The following is a 15,584-nucleotide window of genomic DNA, read 5'->3' on the forward strand; positions in this document are numbered from 1 at the left end:
CCTCCTGCTGTAATTACGGTAATCACGAGATAACTCCTTGCCCCGCCTTTTTGATCGCCTGCAACGCTTGCGTGCGGTCTTGTTTGCCGAAAATGGCTGACCCGGCCACGAACACATTCGCCCCTGCTTGCGCGCACGGAACAATCGTTTCTTCATTGATGCCGCCATCGATTTGGATATCGACAGACAAGTCTTTGTCTTTGATCAGTTGCGACAATGCCGCAACTTTCGGGACGACTGAATGGATGAACTTCTGTCCGCCAAATCCTGGGTTAACAGTCATGAACAGCACCAAGTCGATATCTTCCAGAACATGCTGGATCGTTTCGATCGGCGTGTGCGGGTTCAAGACGACACCCGGTTTGACGCCGAATGAACGAATCAATTGGATGGTGCGGTGAAGATGTGGGCACGCTTCGACATGGACAGTAATATAATCTGCTCCTGCCTTGGCAAAATCTTCGATGTAGCGGTCTGGGTTCTCGATCATCAAATGGACATCGAGAGGAAGCTGTGTCAACGGGCGCAGTGCATCGACCACAATCGGTCCCATCGTGATATTCGGGACGAAATGACCGTCCATGACATCAATGTGAATCCAATCGGCTCCGGCTTTTTCGACTTCCAGTACTTCTTGACCAAGTTTCGCGAAATCTGCTGCTAGAATAGACGGTGCAATTTTAATCATGTGAATACCTCGGCTTTCGATTCATTATTTCTTCCAAAAATTTCAAGTAATGCTTATAGCGGTATTCAGGGATGTCCCCTGTCTCGACCGCTTTTTTAATGGCGCATTTCGGTTCATTCAAATGCAGGCATTCGCGGAATTTACAGCCGCCTGCGCGTTGTTCCATTTCCGGGAAGCATGCCGACAATTGTTCTTTCTCGAGCTGTTCAAAGTCAAACGAGCTGAATCCCGGCGTATCCGCCAGCAAACCGCCATTCACTTCGATCAATTCCACATGGCGCGTTGTATGCTTGCCTCGGTTCAAGGCTTGCGAGATGTCATCGGTCTTCAACTTCAGCGACGGCAAAATCGTATTCAGCAAAGTTGATTTCCCGACGCCAGACTGCCCCGCAAGAACGCTTGTCTTTCCTTCCAAGACCGGCATCAGCCTTTCCTGTAATGTCGGGTCATCTATGAAAGATTCAATGACATCGTAACCGATTGTCCGGTAATCATCGGCATAACGGTCCAGTTCTTCGCGCTCCGCATCCGACAATAAATCGATTTTCGTTAAGCAAATGACCGGCTGGATATCAAACGATTCAACCGCTACCAGGAAACGGTCCAATAACAGTGGATGGAAATCGGGCTGCTTGGCTGAAAAAACTAAAATCGCCTGGTCAATATTGGAGATAGGTGGGCGCACCAGTTCATTTTTGCGTTCATCAATATCCAGTATCGTCCCTTCGCGATCGTTATCCGCTTTGTACTCGACAAAATCTCCGACGAGCGGCGTGATTTGGCGGTTGCGGAAAACTCCACGGCCTCGGCACTGGGTGTAACGTTCACCGTCATCATCCAATACATAATAGAAGCCACTCAACGCTTTCCTAATCTGACCTTTCGGCATAGCACCACTCCTTATCTATTCATTATAGTTGTATTATTCTGCGTTCTCATAGTCCACTGTTTTTTCTAGGATGATCGTGGCATCCCTGACAATTCGGTAAGAAGCGCTGCCGCCTTCGACAATCTGCATTTCAATCTGGTGTTCGGTCGTTTCCGTGATGGTGAATTCTTCGACCGGTTCGACCATGCTTTGGTTTTGGTCCTGGATATAGATGCGGATTGTCTGCTCGACCGGGTCTTCGCCTTCTTCTGCAGGTTCTGCCGGCTCATAAGGGATTTCCACGGTTTCGATGTAAGTGTTCACCGGAAGTTCTGCACTGCCGGAAGACAGCACGACTTCGATCGTGCTTCCGACTTCAAGCATCTCACCACCCGCAACGTTTTGCGACAACACCAATCCTGCTTCCACAGAATCGGATTCTTCTTCACGGACGATGCGGATATTGAATCCTGACGAACGGGCATATTCATTTAATTGCGCTTCTCCATAGCCGCTCAAATCCTCCACTTCGCGCATGTCCGGTCCTTTACTGACGACAAACTCGACAGCGGTCTCGCTGATGGTGACCTCAGTTCCCGCTTCTGGGCTTTGGCTCAAGATTGTGCCGGGCGCTTCATCGGAAAACTCTTCCCGCGAATCAACCGATGAATAATTCGAACCTTCCAACATACGCTGTGCCTGGTCAAGTGACGTGCCGACATAATCACCAAACTCGGCTGTTTCTTTGCCCCTGCTAATGAATAGGCTGATGCTCGACTCTGGATCGCGCATCTTTCCAGCTTCTGGAATGGTGCGGATCACATGGTTCTCGTCGACTTCCTCAGAGAATTGTTCGGATTCTTCTGCAACGACAAAGCCAGCAGCGGTCAGCTCTTCGTGTGCCGCTTCTCTTTCCATCCCGGAAACATCCGGCACGGCCACTTGCCTAGGCTCAAACAATCCCGGGAACGCAAAGGCTGTGATTAACCCGATCAAGATCAAGGCGGCGAAAATCGCCAAGACAATCGGCGTCTTCTTGCGTTTTTTCTTCTCAGGCGGCTTGTTCTTCTCTTTTTTATCCTCTTTGACAGGAAGCGCCATCGTTTTGGTCGCATCTGCTTGTTCGTATGTGCCCGTATCTTTGATCGCCGGCATGGCGCGTGTTTCCCCTTCGTCTACCGGCACGGCAAATTTCGGTTCGTTGATCCGTTCCGGAGTGAGCGCCGTCGAAAGGTCTTCTGCCATTTCATCCGCTGAAGCATAGCGGTATTGCGGATTTTTGGCGGTCGCTTTCAATACGATATTTTCAAGGCTTTGCGGCAGGTCCGGTACGGTTTCTTTCAATGAAGGCGTTTCCGTTTGCAGATGCTTCAAAGCGATAGCCACAGCTGATTCACCTGAAAATGGCAGCTTTCCAGTCAACAGCTCATACATGACGATGCCGAGCGAATAAATATCGGATTTCTTATTGGCGGTGCCGCCTCTCGCTTGTTCCGGAGACAGGTAATGAACAGTCCCGAGCACCGAATTGGTCTGTGTGTAGGAAGTGGCACTCAATGCCATGGCAATGCCGAAATCTGAGATTTTGACGTTGCCGTCTTCGTCCACTAGCACGTTCTGCGGCTTGATATCCCGGTGGACAATATGGTTGTGGTGGGCATGCGCAAGGGCAGATGCCAATTGCTTCATGATTTCCACGGCGCGTTCCGGTTCAACCGGGGAATGTTTGATGATGTATTCTTTCAACGTATCTCCAGGTACATACTCCATGACGAGATATGGCAAGTCATTGTCTTCCCCGACATCGAAAATACTGACGATGTTCGGATGGCCAAGACTTGTCGAAGACAACGCTTCCCGTTTGAAGCGGCGGCGCAATTCCTCTTCATTGCTGAAGTCGTAGCGCAGCACTTTGATGGCGACGTCACGGTCAAGGATCATGTCATGTGCCAAATAGACATTGGACATGCCCCCGCTGCCGATCGCCTCGAGTACCTTATAGCGGCCGTTGATTCGTTTTCCAACTAACATCGCTACACCTCCTCACCAAGCGCCGTCAACAATACAAATGAAATATTGTCTTCTCCGCCGAGGTCATTGGCCAGCGCAATCAAGGCTTTGCCTTTTTGAGACAATGAAGCTTTCGAGCGGACAATCGACGAAATGTCCCTCTCGTTCAATTTATTGCTTAATCCGTCAGTGCATATCAGGAAATAAGAAGTGCCAGCGAGAGAAAAATGATGCATTTCCCTCTCGATGTCAGGTTCCGTGCCCAGTGAGCGCAGGATCCAGTTTTTCTTCGGATGGTCTTCCGCCTGCTGTTGAGTAATTTCCCCGTTATCGACTAGCACATTGACATAGGAATGATCACGCGTCACTTGCGCCATCGACGGGCCGATGACATACGCACGGCTGTCGCCGATATGGCATAGCACACAATCATTTCCTTCAATCAATGCGGCGATCAGAGTCGTTCCCATTCCTTTGCATTCACTATGGGTGATGGAATGTTCATACACAAGCCGGTTGACTTGCAACACTTGGCCAGATAGCCAGGCCGTCTTTTCTTCTGTCGTCTGGAACGTTTCTTCGTCCGCTTCCATGAACCTTCTGCTGAGTTCATCAACCGTCATCCGGCTAGCAACGTCTCCTGCATTATGGCCGCCCATGCCGTCTGCGACAAGCGCGAGCAATAATCCGCTGGGGCGTTTGAGCACAGCGACGCGGTCTTCATTGACTTCCCTTTTTCTACCGGTATCGCTTTCAATTACATACTGAAACAATAGTGGACACCCCGTTTTTTAGCTTTCGGCAACTTGGCCGTCGGTTTTTCTGAAGCTTGCGATAAAAAATCCGTCACTCCCGAAATCCTGCGGGAAGACTTGGACAAATCCTTTGCCTTTGCTCTTGAAAGCGGCAGGCAATTCAGTAGAGATCTGTTTCATTTGCGGATGTGTGTTCATGAACTTCTCGGCAGTTCCACGGTTCTCTTCGGTATCGACCGTACACGTGCTGTAGACGAGAATGCCGCCTGGCTTCAACAACTTCACTGCTTCATCGAGAAGCGCAAGCTGAATCGTCTGCAAGCGCCCGAAATCATCCGGCGTTTTCGTGTATTTGATATCCGGCTTGCGTTTGATGACGCCGAGCCCACTGCAAGGTGCGTCTACCAGGATGCGGTCGAATTTTTCTTCGCCGAAGCGGTCGCTGCTGTCCCGGCCGTCTCCCACGGTAGTTTCGATTGTCTGGTGGCCTAAGCGCTTGGCGGTTTCTTCAATCAATTTGACTTTATGGGCGTGCAAATCCATCGCCAGCACTTTTCCATATCCTTCGAGCTTTTCGGCGATATGGGTTGTCTTCCCGCCAGGCGCCGCGCACATATCGAGCACGGTCATGCCAGGTTCCACTTGCAGCGCATAAGCCGGCAGCATTGAACTTTCGTCTTGTATGGTGATAAATCCTTTTTCGAATGCTTGCGTGCGAACCGGTTGCCCGCCCGTGAGGACAAGGCATTCAGGGATAATCTTGCTTGGTTCGGCAGTCAACCCTTCCGATTCAAGCATTTCGATCACTTGTTCCGGTGTCGCCTGAACGGTATTGACGCGCACCGTCTGGAGCGGCGCTTTATTGTTCTCGAGCGCCATTTCGCGGGCTTTTTGCATGCCGAATTGTTCCGACCAGCGCTTGATCATCCACGTCGGGTGGCTTGTTTCAATGGAAATCTTTTCGATCGGGTCGGCAATTTCATTGAATGAACGCACGCCTGACCGCTGGACGGAGCGCAGAATGCCGTTCACAACAGACGCAATGCCCCCATGTCCGCGCCTTTTAGCGATTTCCACCGCTTCGTTGATGACGGCATGGAACGGGATGCGGTCCAAGTAAACGATCTGATAAAGCGATAAGCGTAAAAGCGTCCGCACCCATGGATCGAGCTTGCCTTTAATATACGGTTCTAAATAATAATCCAAGGTCATTTGATGCTGCAGCGTGCCGTAAGTGATTTCCGTCAACAAGCCTTTATTTTTAGCGGAAATGCCATAGCTGTCCATTGTTGTATTCAATAAGAGGTTGCTATATGCCTGTTTGTTTTCCACAGCATAGAGAATCGACAATGCAGCATCTCTTACATTGCCGTGGATTTTTTTGTTTTTCATTCGAATCGATCCCCTGCCTGTAATTTCGGCCCACGTAAATAATCTTCAGCCGTCATGCGTTTTTTTCCAGCCGGCTGCAATTCTTTGATGGCAAGTGTGCCTTCGCCGGTTTGGACGATAATGGCATCTTTTGCCAATTCGATGATTTCACCCGGCGCGCCGGTTTTCTGGCTGTCGGCAATTTCCGTCCACCACAATTTGACATTGGCGTCTGCTAAAGTTGTGAATGCGACTGGCCATGGATGCAACCCGCGCACTTGGTTATAGATTTCGCGTGCGGATTTGTTCCAGTCGATGCGTTCCTGCTCCCGTGAAATATTGCGTGCAAACGTAACGCGCTCTTCGTCCTGTGGAATTCGCGCATTGGTCCCGTCGATGATCGACGGCAAGGTTGCTTTCAACAACTCCATTCCTGCCACACTCAATTTATCGAACATGCTGCCGGTATGGTCCGTTTCTTCAATCGGTACCGATTTTTGTGAAATGATATCCCCTGCATCCAAACGGTCCACCATATACATGATCGTCACGCCAGTTTCTTTTTTGCCGTCAATGATCGCCTGGTGGATCGGCGCACCGCCGCGGTATTCCGGAAGCAGTGAGGCGTGCACGTTGATGGCGCCCAGTTTCGGGGCTTCGAGTACCGATGTCGGCAAGATTTGCCCGAATGCTGCTGTCACAATCAAATCCGGCTTAAGGTCGAGAATTTTTTGCGCTTGTTCGGGATCTTTCAGTTTTTCCGGTTGGTAGACCGGCAATCGAAGTTCCAATGCTTGCTCTTTCACCGGTGTCGGCGTCAGGATTTTCTTCCTGCCCACAGGGCGGTCGGGCTGTGTAACGACCGAAACGATGTCGTATCCTTCTTCGGCAAGCATCTTCAGGATTCCGGGCTGTGTAACGACCGAAACGATGTCGTATCCTTCTTCGGCAAGCATCTTCAGGATTGGAGCCGAAAATGCCGGCGTTCCCATGAAAACAATTTTGGTCAAAGCGAATCCTCCTCTTCCTGCTGGCGGATTAGTTCATCCAATTCTTCTTGGGTGACATATTTCTCGATTTTGCTCGTGAACAGCACGCCGTCCAAATGGTCCATTTCATGAAGGATGGCACGCGCTTCGTAACCTTCCGCCTCTAGCTCATACCAAGAGCCGTCGCGTTCCTGGGCTTTGATTTTGATGCGGCCGTGGCGCTCGACTTCCCCGAAAATACCCGGGAAGCTCAAGCAGCCTTCGATATCCGTCTCTTTCCCTTCGAATAGCGCGAGTTCCGGATTGATCATTTCAATCGGCTCCTGCCCTTCTTGGAAATCGACGATCGCGACGCGCAGTGAGACACCCACTTGCGGTGCGGCAATGCCGACACCGTCCGCTTCGATCATTGTCTCGTGCATATCATCCAATAAAACAGCGAGCTGACGGTCGAATTCAGTGACTGTCTTGCACGGGGTTTCTAATACTTCGTTCGGGTGTTTCACAATTTCACGGATTGCCATTTCTATTCCTCATTTCTGCTACATGACTGCTGTTGGATTCATGTCGATGGACAAAGTCGCACCCGTTTTAATCCAGTCGCTGCGATAGATTTTAATCAATTGCTGCAGCACTTCAGCCAGCTTCGGTTCATTTTTGTATTTTATCAAACATTGATATCGATATCTATTGTTCACACGGGCGATTAGCGATGCGGAAGGCCCGATAATGATAGTTTTGGGCGACAGGCGGTGGCGCAGATATTCAGTCATCTGCTGGGCATAGCCCGACACCGTCATCAAATCCTCATGGGTGAACTGGATATTAACGACATAATAATATGGAGGATATCCGCTTGCCCGCCGCATGGCCATTTCCTGCTCATAGAACGGTTCGTATAATTGGTCTTTTGCGAGCGTGATCGCATAATGCTCCGGCGTATAGGTTTGCACATACACTTCTCCCGGCAATACGTCGCGTCCTGCACGACCGCTCACTTGCGTCAATAATTGATAGGTTTTCTCGGCTGCACGGAAATCCGGCAAATGCAAAGTTGTATCCGCCGATAAGACACCGACCAATGTAATATTCGGGAAATCCAAGCCTTTGGCGATCATTTGCGTGCCGAGGAGAATATCGGCCTTGCCTTCTCCGAACGCTGACAAGATCTTTTCATGTGCGCCTTTATTGCGGGTCGTATCGACATCCATCCGCAACACGCGCGCATCCGGCACGAGCTTTGCCAGTTCCTCTTCAACTTTTTGGGTTCCTGTGCCGAAAAAGCGGATATGGTCACTTTCGCATTCCGGGCAAGTCGTCGGAACGGGTTCATCATAGCCGCAATAATGGCATTTCATGCGTTCGCTTGCCCGGTGATAGGTTAGCGAAATATCGCAGTTCGGGCATTGCAGCACCGTTCCGCAGTCGCGGCATAAGACGAATGACGAGTAGCCGCGCTTGTTCAAAAACAGCACGACTTGCTCTTTCCGTGCCAGGCGCTCGCGTATCGCTTCCGCCAATTCCACAGAAAACATCGACCGGTTTCCGGTGCGCAGCTCTTCGCGCATATCGACAATATGAACCTCAGGCAGCGGCTGGTTTTTCGCCCGGTTTTTCAGCGCGAGTAATTCATAGACGCCTTTTTGGGCACGCGCATACGATTCAAGTGATGGCGTCGCGCTACCAAGAATGACGGGGCATTGATGCTGCTGGCTGCGCCAGATTGCCACATCCCGTGCGTGGTAGCGGGGCGAGTCGTCTTGTTTATAGCTGGATTCATGCTCTTCGTCGAGGATGATCAAGCCGAGATTTTGAAACGGCGCAAAAATCGCTGAACGCGCCCCTACCACGACTTTCACTTCCGCACGCTGGATTTTTCGCCATTCGTCGTATTTTTCCCCTGCCGATAAGCCGCTATGCAATACTGCGACCAAATCGCCGAAACGTTCCTTAAAGCGGATGGTCATCTGTGGCGTCAAGGAAATTTCCGGGACGAGCATGATCGCTTCCTTGCCTTCTTCAAGCACTTGGGCGATCGTCTGTAAATATATCTCCGTTTTTCCGCTGCCGGTGATGCCGTGAAGCAAAAAGGTTTTTTCCGTGTTGAGGGAGGATTGGATAGCATCGAATGCCGTTTGCTGTTCATCAGTCAAATCCAAGGCGATCTTTTGTTCAATAGCGGTCAGAAGTGAAGGGTCCCTGTACGATTCCATGGACGAAAAATTGGCCAAGCCTTTTTCCGCCAGAGCGTTAACCGTCGGAAGCGAAACACCTGCCTGTTTTTGCAGTTGGGAAGATTCAAAGCTTTGGCCCACGTGTTTCAAGAAAAACTCCTGCAGCTTTAATTGCTGCTTGGCGTTCGCTCTTATGGAAATATTTTCTATATCTTCTACAGAATCTGTAATATGGACCATGCGTATTTTTTTCACGCCGGTTTTCTGCTGGATGTTCGTATCCGCCAACACCGTACCTTTATCCATTTCCTTTTTCATCAACCCATATACGGATTCCGCTTCCTGGGCACGGACAAAGTCACGTGCGCCGAAATACGGATGCAGCTCTTTCGGCAGCTCTTCAATAGCAGCATTCAACACGAACCGCTTCTCGTATTTGGCGCGAAGTGCTGCTGGCACCATGACTTGCAGGGCATCGATTTCAAAACACACTGTCTGGCGTTTCATCCATTGTGCAAGCTCGAGCATTTCTACGTTCAATACGGGCACGACATCCATCAATTCGTGTATCGGCTTGAGCCGTTTTGGGTCAAATTCGGATGTTTCTTTGATAGTTGTAATAAAGCCAAGCACTTTGCGGTTGCCAAAAGGCACTTTGACGCGCATGCCCGGCTCGGTGAGTGCCTGGAATTTTTCCGGCACTGCATAATCGAACGGCCGGTCAATCGGATGTGCGGCAACATCGACGATGACTTCGGCAATCATTTTGCAAATTCCTTTTCAGTGATAAGCGTTAACAAATCGAGCGCAAGCGCTTTTTTCGGCATGACCGGGAATGCCCTTTCGAATTCCCCGCGGCCGTATACCGTCACTGCATTCGTGTCATGATCAAAGCCCGCCGAATCCGCACTGACATCGTTGGCGATGATATAATCAGCATTTTTCCGCTCGAGTTTATCTTTTGCATATTGCGCTACATGATCGGTCTCTGCCGCGAAGCCGACCAGGATTTGATGGCCCTTCAGTTGGCCGAGCTGCTGCAGGATATCTACTGTGCGCTCCAGCTCAAGGACTGAATTTCCTTCTTTTTTCTTAACCTTCTGCCCCGCGACGGCCGCCGGGCGGTAATCAGCGACAGCTGCTGTCTTGACGACCAAGTCTGCGCTGTCGTATTCGCCAAGTACCGCTTCGAGCATCTGCTGTGCGCTTTCGACTTGAATGCGTTTGACACCGCTTGGCACCGGCAATGACACCGGGCCGCTAATCAAAATTGTCTCAGCGCCGAGTTCCGCTGCCGCTTCTGCCATGGCATAGCCCATCTTGCCGCTTGAAAAGTTCGTCAAAAAACGCACCGGGTCGATTCGTTCCCGAGTCGGCCCAGCCGTCACGACCACTTTCTTGCCTTTTAACGGCTTGTTTTTCATGAAATGGCCGGCCACCAGTTCAGTGATTTTCTCCGGCTCCTCCAAACGTCCTTTGCCGACATAGCCACAGGCCAAAAAGCCTTCAGACGGCTCGATGAAACGGATGCCGTCATGATGCAAACGGTCGATATTGCGCTTGACTGCGGGATGGTCGTACATATGGACATTCATCGCAGGCGCGACCCAAATCGGTGCTGTCGTTGCAAGCAATATCGTCGAGACCATATCATCGCCTAGGCCATTTGCCATTTTAGCGATCATATTGGCGGTAGCAGGCGCGACGATCACGAGGTCTGCCCAGTCCGCCAAATCGATATGGGCAATGACTGAAGAATCTTTTTCGTCGAATGTATCAAAATAGACATCGTTTCTGGACATGACCTGGAACGATAAAGGCTGGACGAATTGCTTCGCTGATTCTGTCATGATGACCTTCACTTCCGCCCCTGCCTGGGACAATTTGCTGACGAGGGCTACCGCTTTATAGACGGCGATGCCGCCGCTTACACATAATAGGATTTTTCGATTTGCCAACACCGCTAAACACCCTTTCTAAACAACAAACTCCCAAAGAACAGGTTCGCTCTGGGAGTCGTCAATTGAGATCATAAGTTAAATTTCGTCTTCGTAAATCGCAGATGCATCTTGCTGAACCGGCGTCAATGCACCAGCTGCAATCTCTTCAAGCGCTTTTCCAACCGCTTTGTGGGATACGTAGGAATCAAGTTTTTCATCGCCATGTTCGTGCAATTGGCGGGCTCTCTTGGACGCCAAAGCGACCAGGGAGTATTTCGAATCGATGCGGCTTTTCAGTTTATCAACGGATGGGTATAACATCAGGCATTCTCCTTTAGCATATCTAAGTATCTTTTTTCGACGCGTTCTCGCTTGCAATGTTCTGCGATGATGATGGCATTGATACGGTCGCATGCGTGTTCGACTTCATCATTTTCGACGACGTAATCGTACAGGTTCATCATCTCGAGTTCTTTCCTGGCGGCATGGATGCGGGAAGCAATCACTTCATCCGACTCCGTGCCACGGCCGACCAAGCGCTCTTCGAGTTCTGAGAGGCTAGGCGGCGCAAGGAAGATGAACAAGCCATCCGGCACTTTATCGCGCACTTGCGCTGCCCCCTGCACTTCGATTTCCAAGAACACATCACGCCCGGCATCGCGCATTTTATTGACGTATTCGAGCGGCGTGCCGTAATAATTGCCGACGTACTCGGCATATTCAAGCAATTGCCCTTGGTCGATCAGTTCTTCAAACTCATGACGGGTCTTGAAGAAATAATCGACTTCGTCCACTTCCCCTTCACGCGGTGAGCGCGTCGTCATGGAAATGGAATATTCATAATTTGTATCCGGCTGTTGGAACAGCTCTTTTCGCACCGTGCCTTTGCCGACGCCCGAAGGCCCGGACAGCACGATGAGCAGTCCACGATGTTTTCTCATTTTATCCCTCGCTTGCCTCATCATCATTTTCTTCAATCCGCGCAAGGGCCGTCTCGACCGACAAGGCGGAAATGACCACATGATCACTATCCATGATAAAGATCGACTTGGTCTTCTTGCCGCCTGTCGCATCGACGAGCAAGCCTTTGCTGCGCGCTTCCTGCATCAAGCGCTTGGAAGGCGCCGAGTCCGGCTGGATCATCGAAACGATGCGGTTCACTGACACCGCATTGCCCGCCCCAATGGATATGAACTTCGGCTTTCTCTTCATCTTCCTCACCGCCATCGATGCTCAAGTAATATATTCACGCTTAAAACTAACTGTCTTATTATATCATATTCTTCCGTGAAAATGATAAGATGGAACAAAACGATTTGAAAGAGGGATTTTTCATGGCATTTGATGGATTATTTACGAAAGCGATGACGAGCGAATTGCAACAGCTCATCACCGGAAGGATTTCAAAAGTTCATCAGCCTAATCAGCTCGAACTGCTCCTGCACATACGCGCACAAGGAAAAAACCATAAATTGCTCATCTCGATCCACCCGTCCTATTCACGGATCCATTTGACGAACACGGCAAACGTCAACCCATCGGAACCGCCGATGTTCTGTATGCTGCTCCGCAAACACATTGAGGGCGGCGTCATCACGGGCGTCGAGCAGCACGGCTCCGACCGGCTGATCATCCTGCGCATCCGCGCACGCAACGAAATCGGCGACGAAATCGAACGCGAGCTTCATGTAGAAATGATGGGCCGGCATTCGAATATCATTTTAGTCGACGCCGAGCGCGACATGATTCTCGACAGCCTCAAGCATTTGCCGCCGAGCGTCAACTCCTACCGGACGATTTTACCGGGCCAGGATTATATTTTCCCGCCTTCCCAAGACAAACAGGATCCATTTGCAGAGGATGCTGACTTCAGCGGGCTTACCGACAAGGAAATCGTCTCGCAGTTTGCCGGCTTTTCCCCGCTGACTGCGAAAGAGTTGAACTACCGGCTTGAACGGAATCCTGAAAGCGCAGCAGCCTTTTTGCAGGACTTCAATAATCCGGAACCGACCGGCTATTACGTCGAACAGCAAGGAAAAAGCTATTTTTCTGCAACTGAATTGACCCATCTCGGGCAGGATAATATGCGTTTTGACAATTTATCCGAACTGCTCGACCGGATTTATTACGCGAAAGCCGAGCGCGACCGCGTCAAGCAACAGGCAGGCGATTTGGAACGCTGGCTTCAAAACGAAATCGCCAAATTGAAATTAAAGCTCAAAAAGCTTCAGAAAGAACAGGACCAAGCACAAAAACGCGACCAATTGCAATTAAATGGCGAATTGATCATGGCCAATCTGCACACAATCAAAAAAGGCATGAAACAAGTAGAAGTCGTTAATTATTATAATGAAGAAACTGTGACGATCACGCTCGACCCGCGCAAGACGCCAATTGAGAATTCCCAGAAATACTATTCGCGTTACCAAAAAGCCAAAACAGCGGTCGTTAAAACGCATGAGCAAATCGAAAAGACGGAAGAAGATATCCGCTATTTCGAATTGCTCATGCAGCAAGTGCAACAGGCGGGGCTCTCCGATATCGAAGAGATCCGTGAAGAATTGGCGGAACAAGGCTATATGAAAGCACAGAAATCGAAGAAAAAGAAAAAGCCGCAAAAGCCGAATGTCGAGCATTATGTATCGAGCACCGGCATTCCGATTTCAGTCGGCAAAAACAATAAGCAAAACGATTATGTGACCTTCAAGGTCGCATCGAAATCCGATACATGGCTGCACACGAAAGACATTCCGGGATCGCATGTCATCATCCATTCGCAAGAACCGGATGAAGACACCATCCTAGAAGCTGCCAGCATCGCCGCTTATTTCAGCAAAGCGCGCGAATCGGCTTCTGTCCCGGTCGATTACACCGAAGTCCGCCAAGTGAAAAAACCAAGACCGTCTACGTCACGCCGGATGAAGACCTGGTGTTGAAATTGAAAAAATAGGTTTGGACATGCCCGTACTGGCTTTTGCAGTGCGGGTTTTTTCTTACCAGTAATTAAGTTTACATAATAATATTATAATATTATTAGTGCGACAAAGCATTGCCCCAAGCTATAGTTAATGCTATCTTTTTATAGGACATCAATTAAGGGGGCCTATCATTGAATATCATGACGAAACGAACATACATAACTGCCGCCCTGTTCGGTACGGCAGCAATTGCATTATCAGCTTGCGGAAATGACGCTGCTGAAACCGAACAGCCGTCAGAATGGGACCGCATCCAGGAGGAAGGCGTCTTGACTGTCGGTACATCCGGCACACTGTTGGCGACTTCATTCCGCGACGAAGAGAGCGGCGAATTGACGGGCTTTGAAGTAGAAGTCGTACGGGAACTCGGCAAACGCCTGGATCTTGACATCGAATTCCGCGAACTCGGATTCGACGAAATGCTGACAAGCGTCAGCACAGGACAGCTCGATATGGCAGCGAACGATATCGAAGTGACGGAAGAAATGACCGATCAATTCCTGTTTTCTACACCGATCAAATATTCCTACGGCACCGCCGTCGTACGTAAAGACGACCTGTCCGGAATCGAATCACTCGAAGACTTGGAAGGTAAAAAAGCAGCCGGCGTCTCAACATCCGTCTATATGCAGATCGCCCGCGATTATGGGGCGGAAGAAGTGACGTATGACAATGCGACGAATGAAATCTATTTGCGTGACGTGTCTATCGGACGGACCGATGTCATTTTGAATGATTATTATTTGTCGAAATTCGGCGTCGCCGCTTTTCCGGAATTGAACATAACCATCCATCCGGATATCAAATACCTACCATCTGAAGTCGGGCTGGTCGTTAATGAAGATAATGAAGAACTTCTCGAACAAGTCAATACCACACTTGAGGAAATGCTTTCCGACGGCACCATCAGTGATATCTCAGCCGAATTCTTCGACGGGGCGGACGTTTCCGTCGAACCGGATGTCGAAGAGGCAAATTAAAGGAGGGCCATCTGTATGAGCGATATCGAATGGGGGCTGTTGTTCGATCCCGAACTTGCCATCAATTCCTTGCCCTATGTGCTTGAAGGCATTTGGTTGACGCTGTTGATTTCGATGGGCAGCATGCTCGGCGGACTGGTCATCGGCTTTTTCATGGCGCTCGCCAGGACGTCAAAACAGCCGCTGCTCCATCTGCCGGCGCGCCTTTATATATCATTCATGCGCGGTGTGCCGATTCTAGTCATCTTGTTTTTGCTGTATTTCGCACTTCCTGTCATCGGCCTCGAATTCACCGCCTTGCAAGCAGCGCTCATCGGCTTTACGATCAATAGCGCCGCCTATATCGCGGAAGTGTTCCGGTCAGCTCTTGCGTCTGTCGACAAAGGCCAATGGGAATCGTCCACCGCACTTGGCCTTAGCTATTGGCAGACGATGCGCCGGATCATCTTGCCGCAATCGGTGCGCATTGCGGTGCCACCCTTATCGAATGTCTATTTGGACCTGATCAAGGCATCATCGCTCGCGGCCATGATCACGGTCCCGGAGATTTTCCAAAAAGCGCGCATTGTCGGCGCACGTGAATACGACCTGTTGACATTGCTCATCCTGGTCGCGCTCATCTACTGGGCCATCTGCACAGTCATGACCGTTCTGCAGAACTACCTGGAAAAACGCTACGCGGAATACTTGTAAAACTAAAACCGCACCGGAACTTTATCCGGTGCGGTTTTCAGAGTGTGGAAGAAGTCTATAATTCGCTATGAATGAAAAAGGAAAGCACCATTTCTACATTCAAAAATCAATGTGCTATCTGAGTATTTGGAGAAGCGT

14 protein-coding genes and 1 pseudogene are annotated in these 15,584 nt (G+C 50.1%); 3 read left to right on the plus strand and 12 right to left on the minus strand.

The window, feature by feature from the left end; all coding sequences use genetic code 11:
* Nucleotides 1-22 precede the first annotated feature (22 nt).
* The 12 genes from rpe to ON064_RS11960 form a co-directional block, all read right to left on the minus strand.
* Nucleotides 23-688, minus strand: coding sequence for a ribulose-phosphate 3-epimerase (rpe, locus tag ON064_RS11905; protein WP_274624941.1), 666 nt, complete (start codon nt 686-688; stop codon nt 23-25).
* Nucleotides 681-1,577: a ribosome small subunit-dependent GTPase A gene (gene rsgA, locus ON064_RS11910; RefSeq protein WP_121297732.1), complete on the minus strand. Its 897-nt coding sequence runs from the start codon at nt 1,575-1,577 to the stop codon at nt 681-683. Before rsgA ends, rpe begins: the two co-directional genes overlap by 8 nt.
* 33 nt (nt 1,578-1,610) lie before the next feature.
* Nucleotides 1,611-3,587 (minus strand): Stk1 family PASTA domain-containing Ser/Thr kinase, encoded by a 1,977-nt coding sequence (gene pknB / locus ON064_RS11915; RefSeq protein ID WP_274624942.1) that lies wholly within the window; start codon nt 3,585-3,587, stop codon nt 1,611-1,613.
* A 2-nt stretch (nt 3,588-3,589) separates the two neighbouring features.
* Nucleotides 3,590-4,339, minus strand: a complete 750-nt coding sequence (locus ON064_RS11920) for a Stp1/IreP family PP2C-type Ser/Thr phosphatase (protein ID WP_274624943.1) — start codon at nt 4,337-4,339, stop codon at nt 3,590-3,592.
* Between the two features lie 18 nt (nt 4,340-4,357).
* Nucleotides 4,358-5,713: a 16S rRNA (cytosine(967)-C(5))-methyltransferase RsmB gene (gene rsmB / locus ON064_RS11925; protein ID WP_274624944.1), complete on the minus strand. Its 1,356-nt coding sequence runs from the start codon at nt 5,711-5,713 to the stop codon at nt 4,358-4,360.
* Nucleotides 5,710-6,702 carry a methionyl-tRNA formyltransferase gene (fmt, locus tag ON064_RS11930; RefSeq protein ID WP_274624945.1) on the minus strand — a complete coding sequence of 331 codons (993 nt, stop codon included), beginning with the start codon at nt 6,700-6,702 and terminating at the stop codon, nt 5,710-5,712. Before fmt ends, rsmB begins: the two co-directional genes overlap by 4 nt.
* On the minus strand, nt 6,699-7,205 hold the full coding sequence (gene def / locus ON064_RS11935) for a peptide deformylase (protein WP_274624946.1): 507 nt from the start codon (nt 7,203-7,205) through the stop codon (nt 6,699-6,701). The genes fmt and def overlap by 4 nt, the downstream gene beginning before the upstream one ends.
* An 18-nt stretch (nt 7,206-7,223) precedes the next feature.
* Nucleotides 7,224-9,620 (minus strand): primosomal protein N', encoded by a 2,397-nt coding sequence (gene priA, locus ON064_RS11940; RefSeq protein ID WP_274624947.1) that lies wholly within the window; start codon nt 9,618-9,620, stop codon nt 7,224-7,226.
* Complete coding sequence (coaBC, locus tag ON064_RS11945; protein WP_274624948.1) at nt 9,617-10,816, minus strand: bifunctional phosphopantothenoylcysteine decarboxylase/phosphopantothenate--cysteine ligase CoaBC; 1,200 nt, start codon at nt 10,814-10,816, stop codon at nt 9,617-9,619. Before coaBC ends, priA begins: the two co-directional genes overlap by 4 nt.
* A gap of 75 nt (nt 10,817-10,891) precedes the next feature.
* Nucleotides 10,892-11,116 (minus strand): DNA-directed RNA polymerase subunit omega, encoded by a 225-nt coding sequence (rpoZ, locus tag ON064_RS11950; RefSeq protein WP_101190551.1) that lies wholly within the window; start codon nt 11,114-11,116, stop codon nt 10,892-10,894.
* On the minus strand, nt 11,116-11,736 hold the full coding sequence (gmk, locus tag ON064_RS11955) for a guanylate kinase (protein ID WP_058383539.1): 621 nt from the start codon (nt 11,734-11,736) through the stop codon (nt 11,116-11,118). Before gmk ends, rpoZ begins: the two co-directional genes overlap by 1 nt.
* Before the next feature lies 1 nt (nt 11,737).
* Nucleotides 11,738-12,007, minus strand: coding sequence for an extracellular matrix/biofilm biosynthesis regulator RemA family protein (locus ON064_RS11960; RefSeq protein WP_121297740.1), 270 nt, complete (start codon nt 12,005-12,007; stop codon nt 11,738-11,740).
* A gap of 122 nt (nt 12,008-12,129) precedes the next feature.
* On the opposite strand from ON064_RS11960, the pseudogene ON064_RS11965 reads away from it, so the two are divergent.
* The 3 genes and pseudogenes from ON064_RS11965 to ON064_RS11975 all read left to right on the plus strand — a co-directional run bounded on the left by ON064_RS11965 (nt 12,130) and on the right by ON064_RS11975 (nt 15,446).
* Nucleotides 12,130-13,745 (plus strand): annotated as a pseudogene (locus ON064_RS11965) (Rqc2 family fibronectin-binding protein).
* A gap of 168 nt (nt 13,746-13,913) precedes the next feature.
* Nucleotides 13,914-14,753, plus strand: coding sequence for a transporter substrate-binding domain-containing protein (locus ON064_RS11970; RefSeq protein WP_274624949.1), 840 nt, complete (start codon nt 13,914-13,916; stop codon nt 14,751-14,753).
* 15 nt (nt 14,754-14,768) lie between these two features.
* Entirely contained in the window at nt 14,769-15,446 is a 678-nt protein-coding gene (locus tag ON064_RS11975) for an amino acid ABC transporter permease (protein ID WP_058383536.1), read from the plus strand.
* Nucleotides 15,447-15,584: the final 138 nt, after the last annotated feature.

Source organism: Planococcus sp. A6 (assembly GCF_028823615.1).
Lineage (GTDB): Bacteria > Bacillota > Bacilli > Bacillales_A > Planococcaceae > Planococcus.